The sequence below is a fragment of the Caulobacter sp. AVps16 genome (assembly GCF_058681455.1).
Genome location: NZ_CM178739.1, coordinates 844,966 through 861,812, shown reverse-complemented (window position 1 = coordinate 861,812; position 16,847 = coordinate 844,966). Strand labels below are relative to the sequence as shown.

The window sequence follows — 16,847 nt, the reverse complement described above, 5'->3', positions numbered from 1 at the left end:
CGCGCCCGGCGCACATCGAGGGATCTCCACCATGAGCAAGTTCATCAACCGCCTGGCCGCCGTCGCCGCCCTGGCCCTGGCCGCCACCCCGATCATCGGCCTGACCGCAGCCCATGCTGCCCAGCCACAGCCCGTGGCCAGGATCCTGGTCGGCGACCTGACCCTGTCACACCCGGCCGATGCCGCAGAGTTTCTGAGCCGGGCAGAACGAGCCGCCGACCAGGTCTGTGCCACCCGCATTACCGCGGAAAAGCTGCGCGGCCTGTCGGTGCGCGCCTGCTATCTGGATTTCGCGTCAGACCTTCGAGGCGAACTGAGCCGCACCCAGCTGTCCGACCTTCGCAAGGCGCAGCGGGCCGCACCGACGAACTTTGCCATGCGTCCGGTTGGCCTGTTCTAGCTAGCCGCGCCGCATCCAGGCCGCGACGGCCCAGGCATGGGCGTCGTGGCGCAGGGCGACGACGGCATCGCGCGGGTCCAGCCAGACCAGTTCATGGTCATCCTCGACCTTGAGGTCCGGTTGTTGTCCGACGAGCCGCGCGGTGTGGATGCCGCCGAAGTTGCGCATGGGCTGGCCATCGGACTTCAGAAAATACTGCGATACCGTGGTCACCAGGTCGTCGACCTCGACCACCAGGCCCGTCTCCTCGCCAAACTCGCGGACGATAGCCCGGGGCTCGGTCTCGCCGGCATCGACGCCGCCCCCCGGCAGATCGAAATAGGGCGACTTGCCGGGCTTGGTGACCCGCACCAGCGCGATCGCGCCAACGCTGTTCTCGACGATCCCAAAGGCGGCGGGACGGGCGCGGTAGTCCAGGCCCGGCTCAGGTTGGCCGAACGCGAGCAAGCCGTCAGTCCTTGCCGTAGAGGTCGAGCCAGGGATCAGCCTTGCCACTTTCGACGTCGGCGACGCTGATTTCCGGCCGGTAGCCGATCTTGCCATTGGCGCTGTCACGCCACGCCTCGGTGACCAGATCGCGCAGGGCTGCTGCGGCCGCCGCCAGTCGGTCCTGAACGAAGGCCCGGGCCCGTGGATCGGTCTCGACCATACCGCCAGACTTCTCGAGGGCATAAAGCGGCTCGGTCAGTTTCCAGGTCGTGGTGAGATAGCCGACGACGCGGGTCTCAAGCGAGCAGGCGCAATCCTTGTAGGCCGGCATCAGCGCCCTGACCTGGGCTTCGTCGCCGACGGCCTTGGCCAGGGGGCCTTCAAAATTGAAATGGATCGAGCGCGAGTTGGTGTAGCCGTTCGGATTGGGATAGTCGCCCCAGCCGTTATAGTGCACCGACAGGTGCAGCGGCTGGCTGGCGTCGCCGACATAATGGGCCCAAACGCCCAGGTCGCGGAGCAGCAGGGCCTCACGACGCTTGAGGTCGGCGGCGTACCACGCCTTCTTCATCGGATCGGTCGCCATCTTTTCGGCGGCGACCAGGATCCGCCAGTAGGTGAAGTCCTTCACCAGCTGCTGGTAACCATCGATGATCGCATAGGGCAGATAGCCGGCTTTCCAGCTGTCGACCCCGGCGGCGCGAAGGGCGGTCTCATAGTCAGCGCGGGTGGCCGGCAGGGTTTCGACCGTGAACATCGGGCCGCCGTACATGCGGCCCTGATCGTCGACATCGAGGAAATGGGCGGAGTCGCGATCATGATCATGGATCTTGCCTGATCCCTTCCAGCGATCCGGTTCGCGCGCATACTCGCCGATCGCGGCCACGGCTTCAGGTGTGCGCAGGAAGGCCGGCACATCCGACGGCAGGCCCTGAGTTCCCAGCACCCCCACAAGGCGATGCCCGGAAGAGCCCCAGGCGAGGGCCGACGGGGCGGGTGCGGCGAGGACCGCTGCCAGGGCGAGGACTTTGAAGCTGGACGACAGGCGCGACATGGAAACTCCGCGAAACTATTGAAGGCCCAAGGCCACCTCGACCCGCCCCACCCAGGCCTTGACGGCCGGATAGAGCGACAGGTCGAACCCGCCTTCATGGGCGACCCGGGTGTAGGCCACCAGAGCGATGTCCGCCAGACTGAGCCGCTCCCCGATCAGGTAGGGAGTCTGTTGCAGCTGTGTTTCAAGCCGCGCGAGAGCGCTGTTGCCGCGTTCGACCAACTTGGGGTCCAGTCCGCTGACCGGATGGCCCAGATAGGCCACCTGGAACCGGGCCACCGCGACATAGGGCTCATGGCTGTACTGCTCCCAGAACAGCCACTCGTACATCTTGGCGCGTTCGAAGCCATCACTTGGGATCAGGAACGACCCTTCGGCCAGGTGCAGCATGATGGCGTTCGACTGGGCCAGGGCGCGACCATCGTCGAGAATCACCGCCGGGACCTGACCGGCCGGATTCATCGCCAGGAACTCCGGCGTCCGCGACTGCGCCTGCAGGATGTCGATCTCGATCCAGTCAAAGGGCAGGGCCAGCCGCTCGGCGGTCCATTTCACCTTCAGGCAGTTGCCCGATTTCGTGTCGCCGTAGATGCGCAGGGTCATCACATCGCCTTACGAGGGTTGTCACGGAGCCGTGATCAGACTATCCAGACCGCGCCCGACAGATACGCCGATAAGAGGATTCCCTCGATGCGTCGCACGCTCGCCGGAATTTTGGCCGTTTTGGCCATGTCCACCGCCCTCCCCGCCTTTGCCGCCAGCCCGGACTCCGAGTCGCGGTCCGACCCGCTGGGCGACCTGATCACGGGGGCTCTCACGGGCACCATTCCCGGCACGCTTGAGTACAAGATGCGGGCGACCCTCTATCATGCGGGTGCCAAAGGCATTCGCAGTCTCGACTCCCTCGGCTGCAAGGTCGTGGCCATGCGCACGGTCGCTGTCGACAAGACCGTCATCCCGCGCCGGACCGTCCTGTTCATCAAGGAAACCGTCGGCCTGCCGATGCCTGATGGTTCGACCCATGACGGCTACTGGTACGCCTCGGACATCGGCGGGGCGATCAAGGGCCTGAAGCTGGACCTGTTCAGCGGCATGGGCCGGTCATCGATGGCCCCCTTGATGGCACTGAACCTGTCCAGCCTGTCCGTCAGCAAGGTCGGCGAGTTCAAGGGCTGTCCCCCCGAATAGGCTCGGCGGGCCTGGCCTGTTTGGCAAACGGCTGTTCGTCCCATAGAGATGCTCGAGGGCCTGAATCTGTACAGGTTCGCGGGGGTTCAGATGGGTTTACTCAGCAGGCTGGCATGGGTTGGGCTGATTGCGGGACTTGCCCTCCCCGCTCACGCGGCCGACGACCTGAACCGCCTGAAGGCCCGGGCCGCCGGGGTCGAGATCATCCGCGACACCTGGGGCATAGCCCACATCCACGGCAAGACTGACGCCGACGCCGTATTTGGCATGGCCTATGCCCAGGCCGAGGATGACTTCAACCGGGTTGAAACCAACTACATCACGTCCCTGGGCCGCACGGCGGAAGCCGAGGGCGAAAAGGCGATCTGGAGCGACCTGCGCCAGCGGCTGTTCATCGATCCAGTGCGGCTCAAGGCCGACTACGCCGCCAGCCCGGCCTGGCTGAAGGCGCTGATGAACGGCTGGGCCGATGGCCTGAACTACTATCTTGCCACCCATCCCAAGGTGAAGCCGCGCACGATCACGCGGTTCGAACCCTGGATGGCCCTGAGCTTTTCGGAAGGCAGCATCGGCGGCGATATTGAGCGGATCTCGCTCAGCCAGCTGGAAGCCTTTTACGGCAAGCGCGAGCTGGCCCTGACCGACGACGAAAAGGGGCTGACCTTTCGCGAACCCACGGGCTCGAACGGAATCGCCATCGCGCCGAGCCATACCCTGGCCGGCAACGCCTTGCTGCTGATCAATCCCCACACCTCGTTCTTCTTCCGCTCAGAACAGCAGGTGCGCAGCGACGAGGGCCTGAACGCCTATGGCGCAGCGACCTGGGGCCAATTCTTCATCTACCAGGGCTTCAACGCCACGGCGGGCTGGATGCACACCTCCAGCGGCGTCGATGTGGTCGACGAATTTGTGGAAACCCTCGTCGAGAAAGACGGAAAACGCTTCTACCGCTATGGCAAGGCCCTTCGGCCGGTCATCAGCGAGACCATCGTCATCCCCTACCGCGCGGCCGACGGTACCCGGGCGGAGCGGCGCTTCACGGTCTATCGCACCCACCACGGCCCGATCGTGCGCGAAGCCGGTGGCAAGTGGATCAGCGTCGCCCTGATGAACAAGCCCGTGGCGGCGCTGGAGCAGTCGTTCCTGCGCACCAAGGCCACCGACTATGCTGCGTTCATGAAGGTGGCGGCGCTGAAGGCCAATTCGTCGAACAACACCCTGTTTGCCGACTCCAAGGGCACCATCGCCTACCTGCACCCGCAGTTCATTCCCCGGCGCGACGACCGCTTTGACTATACCCAGCCGGTCGACGGGGCGGATCCGGCCACAGACTGGAAAGGCCTGCATGATCTCGACGAGGCCCCGCGGGTCGTGAACCCCGCCAATGGCTGGGCGATGAACACCAATAACTGGCCCTATTCGGCGGCCGGCCCTGACAGCCCCCGGCAGGCCGACTTCCCCAAATACATGGACACCTTCGGCGAAAACCCGCGTGGCCTGCATGCCATACGGGTGCTGCAGGACCGCAAGGACTTCACCCTGCCCGGCCTGCTCGGCGCGGCCTATGACCCCTATCTGACCGCCTTCGCACGGCTGGTCCCGACCCTGACGGCGGCCTATGACGCCGCCGCGAGCGATGATCCGCTCAAGGCCAGGCTGGCCGATCAGGTCGCCCTTTTGAAAGCCTGGGACTTCAAGTGGTCGACCAGATCTGAGGCGACGTCCCTCGCGGTCTTCTGGGGCGAGGCCCTGTGGACGACGGCCGCGCCTGCGGCCAAGGCCAAGGGCGTCAATGTCTATGACTATATGGCCGATGTGGCGACGCCGGCGGAGAAGCTGAAGGCCCTGGCCGAGGCCTCGGATCGCCTCACTGCCGACTTCGGCTCCTGGCGCACGCCCTGGGGCCAGATCAACCGCTTCCAGCGCCTCACGGGCGACATCGTCCAGCCCTTCGATGACGCTCAGCCCAGCATTGCCGTGCCCTTCACCTCGGCCCAGTGGGGCTCGCTGGCCTCGTTCGGTGCCAAGCGCTGGCCGGGGACCAAAAAGTACTACGGCACCCTGGGTAACAGCTTCGTGGCGGTGGTCGAATTCGGCGACAGGGTGCGGGCCCGTGCCATCTCGGCCGGCGGCGAAAGCGGTAATCCGGCCTCGCCGCACTTCAATGACCAAGCGCTGCGTTACAGCCTCGGCAATCTGCGAGACGTTTACTTCTATCCTGAAGACCTGAAGGGCCACATTCAGCGAACCTACCGGCCCGGCCAGTAGGCGGGCCTATTCGCCCCGCTGCAGGAGCGATGATCGCTCATCGTCGAAGGACACTTGGTCGGAAGCGTCACCGGGTTCAGGTCTTCGGCGCGCCCTGACCGGTCCATTGGCGACCGTCAGTCCTGGCCCGACCGACAGGGCCGAGCCGGCGCGCGCGCCTACCTAGGCGGCCTGAAGCTGCTGCTTGACCCGCTCGGCCAGGGTCTTGATGTCGATGGGCTTGGGCAGGAAGGTCACGCCCGTCTCGCCCTCGAGCAGGTCGCTGAACTCGGCCTCGGCATAGCCGCTGATGAACATCACCGGCGCATTGCCAAGATAGCCTCGCGCCTTCTTCAAAAGGGTCGGACCGTCGATACCGGGCATGATCACATCGCTGATCAGCAGGTCGATCGTGCCGGCATTGGCCTCGGCGATCAGCAGGGCTTCCTCGCCATCGCAGGCCTCCAGCACCTCATAGCCGCGCGCCCGCAGCAGGCGGGCGGCCACGCCGCGGACGGCGTCCTCGTCCTCGACGAACAGGATGCGGCCGGCCCCTGAAAGATCGCGGGGCGGACGGGCCTTGGGCGGCTCGGCGGCCACAGCAGCCGCTTCGGCGATTGCGGCAGCGGTCGGCACATGAACCGGCAGGAAGATCCGGAAAGCCGCACCCTCGTCAGGGCGGCTGTGCACATGGATCCAGCCGTCGCTCTGCTTGACGATGCCATAGACGGTAGCCAGGCCCAGGCCCGTGCCTTCGCCCACCGGCTTGGTGGTGAAGAAGGGGTCAAAGATCTTGCCCATGACGTCGGGGGGAATGCCCGGACCATCGTCAGACACTTCGATGAAGGCCGTATCGCCCTCGGCACCCGGGAAACCCAGAGACACGGCTTCGTCCTGGGTCAGGCGGGCGGTGCGAATGCGGACAATACCGCCACCCTTGGCCGCCCGCACAGCGTCGCGAGCGTTGACGGCCAGGTTCATGACCGCCGTTTCCAGCTGGCTCTTGTCGGCCCGCACCTGCGGCAGGTCGCGGCCATAGTCGGTGATCAGCTTGACGTCTTCGCGCAGCAGGCGGCGCAGCAGGACTTCGAATTCCGAGATCAGCTCGCCCAGGTCCAGAACTTCACGCTGCACGGTCTGCTTGCGCGAGAAGGCCAGCAGCTTGCGAACCAGATCGGCAGCCCGGACCCCTGTCTGACGGATCTCGTTCAGGCCTTCGTAGGACGGGTCACCGACGGGATGGCGGTGCAGGAGCTCGTCCAGGCGCAGCTGAATTGCCGTCAGCAGATTGTTGAAGTCATGGGCCACGCCGCCGGCCAGCTGGCCGATGGCCTGCATCTTCTGGGCCTGAGCCAGCTGCAGCTCGATCTGCTTCTGCTCGGAAACATCGATCATATAGGCGACCAGCCGCCCCTCGGCCCGGTAGAGATAGAGGTGGGCGATGCGGGTCGGGTCGCGCGACAGCCGCACCTCGAAGGGACCGGCCTTGCCGCCGGCCATGCGGCTCTCGGCCTCGGCGCGGGTTGTCGGTTCGATCAGGTCGCCAAACAGCACCCCGGCCTTGGCGGTTGGGCCCGCCATGGCCGACAGGGCCGGATTGGCCTCGAGGATACGGGAATTGAAAGGATCAAGCCCTTCCAGCAAGGCCGCGCCGAACGGTGAGGCCCCGGAAAAGGCGTCCAGCGATCCCGGCGGCGGTGCCCTTGTCTCGACGATGGCCACGGGCGGAGCCTCGGCCGCGAGCCTGGCGACAACGGCGGGCGGAGCCAGACGGACCAGCAGGCGTCCGCCGGCGAGACGGGACACGGTCGCAACGCGGTCCTCGCTGTCCACGCGCAGCAGGCCTTCGGCCACCTCGCCCTTGCGGGCGCGGACCAGGGCTGCGAACAGACCCGAGCCGGCGACGCCCTTGGGCAGGCGCCGGGCGTCTCCCATGATCTGCCGCCAGGCGGCATTGGCGGCGAGCAGCCGTCCGTCGGCGGCCACCAGGGCGGTGGGTTCGCTCAGGGCGTCGATGAAACCTTCGGCAGCGTCGAGGTCGCTCTCGTGGTGGGCCGAGGCCCGGATGGCGACAAGGCCCAGGATCGCGACGCCGGCGACCCCGCCCAGCAGCAGCAGTCCGGCCAGGGTGGCGGGACCGGCGCGCAGGGCCGGGACGGCAGCCAGTCCGGCAGCGGCCACGAAAAAGATCGCTGCGCCCCAGATATAGGGGTCGAAGCGCCGGCGCGTGGCACCGGTTTCAGTCATGTCCTGGACGGGCAGTTCGGCCATGGACGGTGGCAATCCTTGTTCAGCGCGCAGGTCGCGACTCACTTCGAGCCAACCCGAGGATACTCTTTATGTAACGCAAGGTCAGAGGGCGTCTGAATTGCGGTTTTGTCGCGTCCCGTCACAGGGGCCGGGCCCGCGGCTTGGGCTTCTTGCCGTTCATGATGAAGCCGATGACCTTGGCCACGGCTTCGAAATGATCGGCCGGAATTTCTTCATCGATCTCGACCGTCGCATAGAGCGCGCGCGCCAGGGGCGGATCTTCCAGAACCGGCACGCCGTGCTCCTCGGCGACGGCACGGATCTTCAGGGCCAGATCGTCCATGCCCTTGGCCACGCAGAGCGGCGCAGGCGTCTCGCCCGGCTCGTACTTCAAGGCCACGGCATAGTGGGTCGGGTTCATGACCACGACAGTGGCCTTGGGCACGGCCTGCATCATTCTTTGCCGCGAGCGCTGCATCTGGATCTGACGGCGCTTGGCCTTGATGTGCGGGTCACCATCCGACTGCTTGTACTCGTCCTTGACCTCCTGAAGGGTCATTCGCATGCGGGTCATGAACCGCTGACGCTGCCAGAACCAGTCAAACCCGGCCGTCAGGGTCAGCAGGAGAAGCACCGCCAGGAACAGCTTGGTGGCCAGCTTCATCGCCACCGGGATCATCGCGGACGGATCCATACCGACCATATTGATGACCTCGCCGGTGTGCGGCTTGAGCACATAATAGGCGATGACGCCGGTCAGGATGAACTTCAGGGCCGACTTGGCGAACTGCACGAGGCCGTCGATGCCAAACAGACGCCCCAGGCCCTTGATCAGGTCGAGCTTGCTGAAGTCGGGCTTGATCTTCTCCGGCGTCATCATGAAGCCGGTCTGTCCCACATGGGCGACAAAGCCGAACACGGCGGTCACCACCATCACCAGAACCAGGGGCGGCAGTGCGGCCATGATAGCCTGGCGGGCGATCACAACGGCCCCGCCGCTGCTGACATCCATCTGGCCGGCATGGGCCAGGAACGGCACCAGGGCTGCCGAGAGGTCGCGGGTCAGCCAGCCACCGGCCATCAGGATGACCATCACGGCCCCGAGAAGCGAAGCCAACTGAGGAACGTCCTGACTTTTGGCGACGTCGCCCTTGGCCCGGGCGTCCGACAGCTTCTTCGCTGAAGGTTCTTCTGTTTTTGACTCTTTATCTGTGTCTTCCGCCATGGCCCGCCCCTAGTTGAAGATCAACAGGAGGTCGCGGTAGCGGTCTGTCCACACCATGGCGATGCCGCCAAGGCTGAGGGCCAGCAGAGACAGTCCGAGGATCACGCTGAGCGGCGAGGCTACAAAGAAGATCTGGAAGGCCGGCATGACCCGTCCGACCAGGCCGACCGCCAGATTGAAGACCAGGGAGAACACGATCACCGGAGCGGCCAGCTGCACGCCGAGGGAAAAACTGTCGGCCACGGTGCGCACCGCCAGGGTCGCCGCGTCATTGACCGGCACGGCGCGGCTGAACGGGAAAAGGTCGTAAGACTTGACGATCGCCCCGATGAACAGGTGATGCAGGTCGGTGGCCATGATCAGGGTCAGGCCGAGCATCGACAGAAAGGTCGCCACCGCCGTGCTGGACTGGCCCATCGACGGGTTGGTGGTCTGGGCGAAGGACAGGGTGGTCTGCATCGAAATGACTTCGCCGGCCGTCGACATGGCGGTGAAGAACAGCTTCAGCACCGAGCCGATCATCAGGCCGATCAGGATCTCATGGATCACCTGACCCCACAGGCCGCCGACGCTGGTCGGCACGCCGCCGACGGTATTCTGGACCAGCGGTGTCAGCAGCAGGGCCATCAGCAGGGCGAAGGACAGGCGGATGCGAGGCGGCACCGAGTCGTCGCCGATCCCGGGCATGAGCATGACCATGGCCCCGACCCGCGCGAAGACGAGGCCGGCGACATAGACCTGGGCGGCTGTCGCGTAGGAGTCCAAGCGGCCCTCGCCTCCCCTACATGCCGGCGATGCGGGCGGCGATCTGGCGCATGAAGCCCGACATCAGGGCCCCCATCAGCGGCAGGAAGATCAGCAGGGAGACAAAGATCGCCACGATCTTGGGTGCATAGACCAGGGTGGCTTCCTGGATCTGGGTCAGGGCCTGGAACAGACCGATGGCCACGCCGACGACAAGGCCGACGATCAGCACAGGCGCGCAGAGCTGAAGGGTCAGCCAGATCGCATCGCGACCGACATCCAGAACTTCGGCACCGGTCATCCAGAAGCCTCACTCGCGCGCCCGGACCGGGCAGGGAATCGAGGGCTCAGAATGCCGCGAGTATGGTTAACAGGGCGTTAGGGGTTGGCTGCGGAGCGGGGATCGGGGGCGGTCAAGCCAATGCGCTGCCGAGGCCAGGGGCCCGGAAATCCGGTCATCCCACTGTGGCGTGGAAGACCGGAGCCATCGGGCCTGCCTAGCGGATCCGGATCCGCACCGGAACCTGGATGTAGGACCCGGCCCGGCTCTTGCCGTCAGGACCCAGCAGGTCGACCTGGAACTGGGAGGCCATCTTCAGGGCGGCGTCGCCGACGCCCAGTTCCGGTGAGCTTTCGCCCTCGACGGTGCAGGCGGTCAGATGGCCATCGTCCGTGACCAGGCAGTTCAGAATGGCGACGGCTTCGCGCGGCTGGGACGCCGGGATCAGCAGGTCCGGATCGGCCTTGGCCGGCGCAGAATTGGAAAGAGCAGCGGCGAGAACAAGCGAAGCAATCACGATTTCGTCCCTATAAGTCCTGGCCGGTCCCGCCGCCCTCGCGACGCGCCGACCCTTGTTTCGACCAGGCGACCAGGTCGCCTCCTGTGTCCCGATCCGGGTCAGTGAGCGTGAGCCGCCTTCAACCGTTGCAGTCCCTGTGCCGCCAGATCGGTCAGGGACCTCAGGCCAAGTTCGGAGAAGACGTCAAAGGCGCAGGCCAGGGCCACGGCCGCCCGGTCCAGCCGGCCGTCATCCCGGCCGGTGATCTCGACCCGAGCTTCATAGAGGCGGGCCAGGTTCATCTGGGCCACAGCCCAGGAGGCCGGATCGCGCGTCCCGGGCTGGGCCGAGAGTTCGGTCTTGAAGGCCAGTTCGGCCGCATCGAGCACCGCCAGGTCCGCCGTGAGCTCAGCGCAGCGCGCCAGGCTGAGGGCGCGGTTGTTGGCGACGATGGCGCGCAGGGCCAGGGCCGGCTGGACCTTCAGCACCTGGGTGGCACGGTCATAGCAATTGACCGCCTGCTCAAAGGCGCGTTCGGAGGTCGTGGCCTCCCCTACAGACTGCAGCCCCTGACCAAGCGCCGCCTGGGCACGAGCCCAGTCCATCGGACTATGTTCCATCGACAGCGGCTCCAGCGCCGCCGTCAGGGCCGCGACGCCGTCGGCGATCTGAGCCAGTTCGCCGTCCAGTTCGCCCAGCTGCACCAGGGCGGCGCCGCGCAGGCCCTCCAGTCGCGACCAGGTCAGGGGCTCGAAATCGGGATCCAGCGCCGAGGCGGCAGCTGTGGCCTCGGTGATCGCCAACTGGGTCAGGGCGCGGTCCTTGAGGCGCGCACCGCAGGTCAGGATGAGTTCAATACGTGCCGCGCGCTGGTCGGCCAGCAGCAGGCGGGCGGAGCCGCCTTTCAGGCGCTTGGCGGCAGCGAGGGCTCGAAGCGGGGCGTCATAGGCCTGCACCGCAGCCAGGGCCCGATCAAGATTGTTCTCGGCCAGCCCGGCCCGGCCGTCGAGACCGGCGACCAGTGCCATGGCCAGGCCGCAGCGCTGGCCCGGCGCTGTCCGCGCCAGGGTCAGGGCCGCTCCGGCTGCGGCATTCAGCCCCTCGTCACCGAACAGATCGGCCCCCAGAATGGCCAGGACAGCCTGCTCACAGCGGGTTGTCGCCAGAGCCTCCAGGCGGCGCTCGCTCTCGAAAATCTTGCCGGCGGCCTCGGCATGAGAGGCGGCCTTGCGCAGGGCGGCGGCATCGCCGGAGCGACGGGCCAATTCGCGCCAGGTGACCGCCGCTTCCAGCAGGCGCGCGCCGCGATCGCGGGTCCCGATCCGGCCCGCCGCAACATCGGCCGAACGCGCCTCATTGGTCAGCAGGCGAATGTCGAGGAGTTCAAGCAGCGAGGTGTCGCCACCGGTGAGGCCCTCGCGATGGCCCGTCGCCCGGGACTCCGAACCGGCATCGACGCCGAAGAGACGTTTCAGATCACGACCGAACTCGAACATCGACGCGCATCCCCGTACACGGACCGTCCCACACCGGGACGTCCGGCAAGGGTTCAACGCGTTAGGAGCAAAGCCGGAGCCAACGAACTTAACAAGTGGTTAATAGGTGTTTACAGGCCGTTAACCATAAATAGTCGGGGACCATCGGCAAATCGGCACCATGCAGGCTATTTTCGGCGTTATTGCGCCAAAATGGCACAAATCTTGCTTAAGCCGCCTTACCCCACCCCTTGATCAACCATCGATATTCGAACCCTGTTCATGATGGTGAAAATGACGTTAACCATGAGTTTTAAGGCCTCGTTTACTTTTTGTTCCAACCTGGAGGCTCCGACCTGGCTCCCCTGCCCCGCGAAACAGGCTAGAATTCCGGAGAACCTGCCAGGGAGCCCGTCATGCCCATCCTTTTATGGACCGCCAGCCTGTGCCGTCCCGATCCTGGCTATGGCGGCTGGTCCTTTGTCCGGCGCGCCGAGGGCCTGAGCGGACCCGAGGCCATCAAGGGTGCAGCCGGCGGCGAGCGACGCACGACCCGCGCTAGGATGTCCCTCACCGCCCTGACCGAGGCCCTGGCCAGCCTGGCAGACCAGCCCGCCGACACCGCCGTGACCCTTTACATCGACGACCCGGCTCTGCCGTCCGAACTGGTCAGCGCCGACGGGCTCTATGCCACCGCCGAACCCGAGGCCTGGACCGCCGCGCGCGCAGCGGTCGCGGCGCGCCCCGTGCTGACCCTCGCGCCCCTGACGACCGAGGAGCCGTCCGCCGGTTTTCTGTCCGCCTGGGCCGATTTCGGGCTCGACACGGCCAAGACCCGCGGCAGTTTCAAGGCCGCCATCCCCAAGCCCAACCTGCTGAAGTTCCCGGGTTAGGGGGGCGACGAACCGGACTTCAGCATCGCGATCTCGGCTTCAAGACTGACCACGCGCTGCTGCAATGTCCCCACCCGTTCGGCCAGGGCGACCTCTTGGGCACGGCTGGCCCAGAACCGGGTGACGACGGCGCTGGTCACGGCCTGCCTTATCGCGTCCTGCCCGGCCGGAGTGGCGATCAGGGCCGCATAGTGGGCTGCCTCAGCAACCCGACGCTCCATCGGCCAGTCGCGGCGGAGCGAGGCCGCGAAGTGGACTGATGTGACCGACTGCCGTGTTCCGGCCGTGATGCCAGGCGCGGCCAGAAACTTCCGCCACATGGCAAGGTCGGTCCAAAGCCCTTCCGGAGCCGGAGACCAGCCGACCGCGAGAGCGCGATAGGCCTCAAGCCGGTAGCCTGCAGCGCTTGGCCCGAAAAGGTTGAAATCCTTTTCGCACATGAGTCGGCGCAGGCCCTCGTGCGAAAGATCACCGGCCGTAGACGACAGGGTCCCATCGGCCTCGACCGTGGCATGGGTCAGATTGCCGAACCCGACCTTCTCAAGCAGCAGGCCCATCTCAGTCAGATGGTTGGGCAACCACTGATCATCATCACCGATCTGGCAGACAAAGCGGCCCCGGGCCTGTTCCAGAACGGTATGGCGATGGGCTTCGCCGTGGCGCTCCCCCTTGGGAAAATCAAACACCCGAATCCGGTGGTCGGCCACCGCCATTCGCCTGGCTGCAGCCAGGGTCCCCCGCGGGGCACCGTCACTGATGATCATCAGTTCGAACCTGGACTCGGACTGAGCCTGCACGGACGCGACCGCAAAGGGTAGCAGGTCGGGCGGACGCACAACGGGCAGCAGGATCGTGAACAGGGGCTCGTCCATGCTAGGCCCTCCCGGCGCTCAAGATGGCCTCGATTTCGGTCAGTCGTTCGACAATTAGCAGGCCTTCGGCGGCCGAGCTCATCGGGGCCGGACCCTGGCCGGCGACAAAGTCCAGAAAGCGATCCAGTTCCGCCCTCAGGGGCAAGGCGTCGCTGGTCATTCGAATGCGCTCCTGCGCTGCCGGATCGCCTGGCGCACCGTCTCGAATGAAGAGGCGCTCTTCATAACCATCCCGAAGTTCCAGACAGCCCCGGCTCCCCATGACCAGGCAACGCCTTCGGTGTTCTGGACTGGCAATGCCAATATCCAGCATCACATTGGGCAGGCCTGGTCCGCCCAGATGCGCGGTCATGCCAAGATCAGCCCGCCCGTCTGCCGCCGGGAACGCGGCGATCACCGGTGGGATCCGACCCGTAAGGTGCAGGACGATCGAAAGATCATGCGGAGCGAGGATCCAAAGCGCACTCACGTCCCTGTGCGGGTTTGACCAGCCCTGGCGGATCAGGTTGATGCCGAGGACGTCACCAATATTCCCGGCGGCGATTTCTTCGCGCATGGCCTCGATCACCGGATGGTAACGCCACTTGTCCATGACAAAGAGCCGCTCGCCGGCTTGCTCGACCAGACGGCGCGCCCTCTCGAGGTCATGGGTCATCGGCTTTTCGACGAACAGGGGCTTGCCGGTGCCGACGAGGCCCTCCAGCACATCAGCATGGGTGGCGGTGGGCGTCGCGACGACAAAGCCATCCATCACGGGCAGTTTGGCGGCATCGTCGACAATGCCGCTTGCGCCGCCCGCCAACGCACGGTCCCGGGATTCAGCGCCGCGCACAGCCACATGAACCTCGACGCCGGCAGCCTTCAGGTCGCGAAGGATGTGGCGTCCCCATCGGCCGCAACCGACCAGCCCGATCCGCATCATCGATCCGAAGGCGGAAGCGAAAACCGGGCCAGCATGTCCTTGTAGGATACGGCAGCGGCATCCCTCGGCGACAGGACCGGGTCCGTGCAAGGCCAGTCGAAACCAAGGTCCGGGTCGTCCCAGCGGCAGATCGCCTCTTCGGGTCGGACAAAATGGGCCGTGACGCCGTAGACGTGCGTACTGGGTTTGGTGAAGAAAAACCCATGCGAGACGCCGGGCGGGACGACCACGATATGCGGGTCTTCGCCTGTCACCCTCACTGTGGTGGCCCAGCCGAAGGACGGGGATCCGACCCGGCTGTCACGCAGCCCCAGGACCATCTCGCCTGCAATGATGATCAAATAGTCATAGTGGTCGGCATGGGTGTGCACGCCTCGCAGGGTATTGGGGACCGAGTTCACCAAATTCCACTGCAGTGGCCGAGGCCCAAAACCCCATTCTTCCCGATAGAATTCGGCAAATGTGCCGCGTTGGTCTTCATGAACGCGGAGTGGTGCCAGGAGTAGGCCGCCGGGCAGGTCAGCGCCGGTCGACAAGAAGCTTCTGACAGCAGGAATGTGAGTTGGCATGGCTCAAACCTAGCGGTTCTTCAGGCCTTCAGCCAGCCTAGGAGCCTCGCTGAGACGATAGAATTCCACCTTAACGCGAAAACTGGTCCGAGGCCGGATCGTGTAGGCCCCGCCCCTATCCCCTTTCGCGCGTCCGGTCGAACCGCACCTTTGGGAAACGTTCGGCGACATAGCCAATTTCCCAGGACGACTTGCCGAGGAACACCGGCTGGTCGTCGATGTCGGTAGCCATGGCGGTCTTGTGCTTGTCCTGGAAGTCCTCGACATCGGCACGGGCACCGCTGATCCAGCGGGCCTCGGCATAGGGGCTGGGCTCGAAAATCACGTCGAGCGCATATTCGCCGCCCAGCCGGTCGGCCATGACCTCGAACTGCAGTTGACCCACGGCCCCGACGATGAAGTCGGAGCTGCCGAGCATGGGCCGGAACAGCTGGGTGACCCCTTCTTCAGCCAGTCCCTCGAGCGCTTTCTTCAGGTGCTTGGCCTTCAGCGGATCCTTGACCCGCACCCGGCGCAGGATTTCCGGGGCGAAGTTGGGCAGGCCGGCAAAGCGCAGCAGACCGCTTTCCGACAGGCTGTCGCCCACCCGCAGCACGCCGTGGTTGGGAATGCCGATCACGTCGCCGGCGTAGGCGTCCTCGGCCAGCTCGCGGTCGGACGCGAAGAACATCACCGGCGCATTGACGCTCATCGACTTGCCGGTGTTCTGGGCCTTCAGCTTCATGCCGCGCGTGAAGCGGCCGCTGGTCAGACGCAGGAAGGCGATCCTGTCGCGGTGATTGGGGTCCATATTGGCCTGGACCTTGAAAACGAAGCCCGAAACCTCACTGTCACCGGGCGCGACATGGGTCTCGGCACCATTGCGCACGGCCTTGGCCGGATGCGGCGCGGGCGCGTAGGCCCCGATGCCGGCCAGCAGTTCAGCCACGCCGAAATGGCGCAGGGCCGAGCCGAAGAACACCGGCGTCATGTGGCCTTCGAGAAAGCTCTGGACGTCGAACGGCTTGGCGGCCTCGGACACCAGCATGGCTCCCTCCTCGACCTCGGCCTGTTCCTCGGGGTCAAGGAAGCGGCTGATGGCATTGGAGTTGATGGCCACCGGATCGGGATGGCCTTCGTCGTCATTCGAGCTCTTCTTGGCGTAGGGAATGAAGGTCTGCTTGCGCAGGTCCAGCATGCCCTTGAAGCGTCCGCCTGATCCGGCCGGCCAGAACAGCGGCGCCGGGTCGAGGGCCAGCTTGGACGAGACCTCGTCCAGCAGTTCGAACGGATCCTGGGCCTCGCGGTCCATCTTGTTGATGAAGGTGATGATCGGGATGTCGCGCAGGCGGCACACCTCGAACAGCTTCAGGGTCTGGGGCTCGATGCCCTTGGCGGCATCCAGCACCATGATCGCCGCATCGGCGGCGGTCAGGGTGCGATAGGTGTCTTCCGAGAAGTCTTCGTGGCCGGGAGTATCGAGCAGGTTGAACATCAGACCGTCATGGTCGAAGGTCATCACCGAGGCCGAGACCGAGATGCCGCGCTCGCGCTCGATCTTCATCCAGTCCGACTGGGTACGGCGGGTCTGGCCGCGCGCGCGCACCGCGCCGGCCGCGCGGATGGCCCCACCGGCCAGCAGCAGGTTTTCCGTCAGGGTGGTCTTGCCGGCGTCAGGGTGACTGATGATGGCGAAGGTGCGCCGGCGGGCGGCTTGAAACACCGGGGACAGGGGCGCGGCAGGAGAAGTGCTCATCCGGGGGACCTATCGCTCCGCGCCCTTTTTGTCACCTTCGGCCTTCAGGCAGGCGACCAAAATGC

17 protein-coding genes are annotated in these 16,847 nt (G+C 65.6%); 4 read left to right on the top strand and 13 right to left on the bottom strand.

Features of this window, described 5'->3' with window-relative positions; all coding sequences use genetic code 11:
• The first annotated feature begins 31 nt into the window (after positions 1-31).
• Entirely contained in the window at positions 32-400 is a 369-nt protein-coding gene (locus ACW17U_RS04110; protein WP_492054953.1) for a UrcA family protein, read from the top strand.
• Here the strand turns inward: ACW17U_RS04110 and ACW17U_RS04105 are convergent, their stop codons facing one another.
• The 3 genes from ACW17U_RS04105 to ACW17U_RS04095 are packed head-to-tail and all read right to left on the bottom strand — an operon-like array spanning position 401 to position 2,486.
• On the bottom strand, positions 401-847 hold the full coding sequence (locus ACW17U_RS04105; RefSeq protein ID WP_492054952.1) for an NUDIX domain-containing protein: 447 nt from the start codon (positions 845-847) through the stop codon (positions 401-403). It abuts the gene before it with no gap.
• 4 nt (positions 848-851) lie between these two features.
• Complete coding sequence (locus ACW17U_RS04100; protein WP_062147865.1) at positions 852-1,883, bottom strand: phospholipase C/P1 nuclease family protein; 1,032 nt, start codon at positions 1,881-1,883, stop codon at positions 852-854.
• A gap of 15 nt (positions 1,884-1,898) precedes the next feature.
• A complete protein-coding gene (locus tag ACW17U_RS04095) occupies positions 1,899-2,486 on the bottom strand; it encodes a glutathione S-transferase family protein (RefSeq protein ID WP_492054951.1) in 588 nt (195 codons plus the stop codon).
• An 87-nt stretch (positions 2,487-2,573) separates the two neighbouring features.
• On the opposite strand from ACW17U_RS04095, the gene ACW17U_RS04090 reads away from it, so the two are divergent.
• Positions 2,574-3,071 carry a 3D domain-containing protein gene (locus ACW17U_RS04090; protein ID WP_492054950.1) on the top strand — a complete coding sequence of 166 codons (498 nt, stop codon included), beginning with the start codon at positions 2,574-2,576 and terminating at the stop codon, positions 3,069-3,071.
• Positions 3,072-3,161: 90 nt separating this feature from the next.
• Positions 3,162-5,339, top strand: coding sequence for an acylase (locus tag ACW17U_RS04085; protein ID WP_492054949.1), 2,178 nt, complete (start codon positions 3,162-3,164; stop codon positions 5,337-5,339).
• Positions 5,340-5,501: 162 nt separating this feature from the next.
• Here ACW17U_RS04085 and cckA read toward each other — a convergent pair whose 3' ends face one another.
• The 6 genes from cckA to ACW17U_RS04055 form a co-directional block, all read right to left on the bottom strand.
• Positions 5,502-7,589: a cell cycle histidine kinase CckA gene (gene cckA, locus ACW17U_RS04080; RefSeq protein ID WP_492054948.1), complete on the bottom strand. Its 2,088-nt coding sequence runs from the start codon at positions 7,587-7,589 to the stop codon at positions 5,502-5,504.
• Between the two features lie 118 nt (positions 7,590-7,707).
• Positions 7,708-8,793: a flagellar biosynthesis protein FlhB gene (flhB, locus tag ACW17U_RS04075; protein ID WP_492054947.1), complete on the bottom strand. Its 1,086-nt coding sequence runs from the start codon at positions 8,791-8,793 to the stop codon at positions 7,708-7,710.
• 9 nt (positions 8,794-8,802) lie between these two features.
• A complete protein-coding gene (fliR, locus tag ACW17U_RS04070) occupies positions 8,803-9,558 on the bottom strand; it encodes a flagellar biosynthetic protein FliR (protein ID WP_062147882.1) in 756 nt (251 codons plus the stop codon).
• 16 nt (positions 9,559-9,574) lie between these two features.
• Positions 9,575-9,838: a flagellar biosynthesis protein FliQ gene (fliQ, locus tag ACW17U_RS04065; protein WP_062147885.1), complete on the bottom strand. Its 264-nt coding sequence runs from the start codon at positions 9,836-9,838 to the stop codon at positions 9,575-9,577.
• 196 nt (positions 9,839-10,034) lie between these two features.
• Positions 10,035-10,334 (bottom strand): TonB family protein, encoded by a 300-nt coding sequence (locus ACW17U_RS04060; protein ID WP_062147888.1) that lies wholly within the window; start codon positions 10,332-10,334, stop codon positions 10,035-10,037.
• A gap of 101 nt (positions 10,335-10,435) precedes the next feature.
• Positions 10,436-11,812, bottom strand: a complete 1,377-nt coding sequence (locus tag ACW17U_RS04055) for a hypothetical protein (protein WP_062147891.1) — start codon at positions 11,810-11,812, stop codon at positions 10,436-10,438.
• A gap of 395 nt (positions 11,813-12,207) precedes the next feature.
• On the opposite strand from ACW17U_RS04055, the gene ACW17U_RS04050 reads away from it, so the two are divergent.
• Positions 12,208-12,684 carry a ribonuclease H family protein gene (locus tag ACW17U_RS04050; RefSeq protein ID WP_492054946.1) on the top strand — a complete coding sequence of 159 codons (477 nt, stop codon included), beginning with the start codon at positions 12,208-12,210 and terminating at the stop codon, positions 12,682-12,684.
• Here ACW17U_RS04050 and ACW17U_RS04045 read toward each other — a convergent pair.
• The 4 genes from ACW17U_RS04045 to ACW17U_RS04030 form a co-directional block, all read right to left on the bottom strand.
• Positions 12,681-13,556 carry a glycosyltransferase family 2 protein gene (locus ACW17U_RS04045; protein ID WP_492054945.1) on the bottom strand — a complete coding sequence of 292 codons (876 nt, stop codon included), beginning with the start codon at positions 13,554-13,556 and terminating at the stop codon, positions 12,681-12,683. The genes ACW17U_RS04050 and ACW17U_RS04045 overlap by 4 nt on opposite strands.
• Before the next feature lies 1 nt (position 13,557).
• The gene (locus ACW17U_RS04040; RefSeq protein ID WP_492054944.1) at positions 13,558-14,475 is read right to left on the bottom strand and encodes a Gfo/Idh/MocA family protein; all 918 of its coding nucleotides are present in this window, start codon (positions 14,473-14,475) and stop codon (positions 13,558-13,560) included.
• Positions 14,475-15,047 (bottom strand): dTDP-4-dehydrorhamnose 3,5-epimerase family protein, encoded by a 573-nt coding sequence (locus ACW17U_RS04035; protein ID WP_492054943.1) that lies wholly within the window; start codon positions 15,045-15,047, stop codon positions 14,475-14,477. Before ACW17U_RS04035 ends, ACW17U_RS04040 begins: the two co-directional genes overlap by 1 nt.
• A 115-nt stretch (positions 15,048-15,162) precedes the next feature.
• A complete protein-coding gene (locus tag ACW17U_RS04030) occupies positions 15,163-16,782 on the bottom strand; it encodes a peptide chain release factor 3 (RefSeq protein ID WP_492054942.1) in 1,620 nt (539 codons plus the stop codon).
• Positions 16,783-16,847 lie beyond the last annotated feature (65 nt).

Excerpts from the sequence above, each read along its gene's own strand:
- ACW17U_RS04090 (WP_492054950.1), top strand. The coding sequence starts at position 2,574 with ATGCGTCGCACGCTCGCCGGAATTTTGGCCGTTTTGGCCATGTCCACC.
- flhB (WP_492054947.1), bottom strand. The coding sequence starts at position 8,793 with ATGGCGGAAGACACAGATAAAGAGTCAAAAACAGAAGAACCTTCAGCG.
- ACW17U_RS04040 (WP_492054944.1), bottom strand. The coding sequence starts at position 14,475 with ATGCGGATCGGGCTGGTCGGTTGCGGCCGATGGGGACGCCACATCCTT.
- ACW17U_RS04095 (WP_492054951.1), bottom strand. The coding sequence starts at position 2,486 with ATGACCCTGCGCATCTACGGCGACACGAAATCGGGCAACTGCCTGAAG.
- fliQ (WP_062147885.1), bottom strand. The coding sequence starts at position 9,838 with ATGACCGGTGCCGAAGTTCTGGATGTCGGTCGCGATGCGATCTGGCTG.
- ACW17U_RS04035 (WP_492054943.1), bottom strand. The coding sequence starts at position 15,047 with ATGCCAACTCACATTCCTGCTGTCAGAAGCTTCTTGTCGACCGGCGCT.
- ACW17U_RS04100 (WP_062147865.1), bottom strand. The coding sequence starts at position 1,883 with ATGTCGCGCCTGTCGTCCAGCTTCAAAGTCCTCGCCCTGGCAGCGGTC.
- ACW17U_RS04050 (WP_492054946.1), top strand. The coding sequence starts at position 12,208 with ATGCCCATCCTTTTATGGACCGCCAGCCTGTGCCGTCCCGATCCTGGC.
- ACW17U_RS04055 (WP_062147891.1), bottom strand. The coding sequence starts at position 11,812 with ATGTTCGAGTTCGGTCGTGATCTGAAACGTCTCTTCGGCGTCGATGCC.
- ACW17U_RS04085 (WP_492054949.1), top strand. The coding sequence starts at position 3,162 with ATGGGTTTACTCAGCAGGCTGGCATGGGTTGGGCTGATTGCGGGACTT.
- ACW17U_RS04110 (WP_492054953.1), top strand. The coding sequence starts at position 32 with ATGAGCAAGTTCATCAACCGCCTGGCCGCCGTCGCCGCCCTGGCCCTG.
- ACW17U_RS04045 (WP_492054945.1), bottom strand. The coding sequence starts at position 13,556 with ATGGACGAGCCCCTGTTCACGATCCTGCTGCCCGTTGTGCGTCCGCCC.
- cckA (WP_492054948.1), bottom strand. The coding sequence starts at position 7,589 with ATGGCCGAACTGCCCGTCCAGGACATGACTGAAACCGGTGCCACGCGC.
- ACW17U_RS04030 (WP_492054942.1), bottom strand. The coding sequence starts at position 16,782 with ATGAGCACTTCTCCTGCCGCGCCCCTGTCCCCGGTGTTTCAAGCCGCC.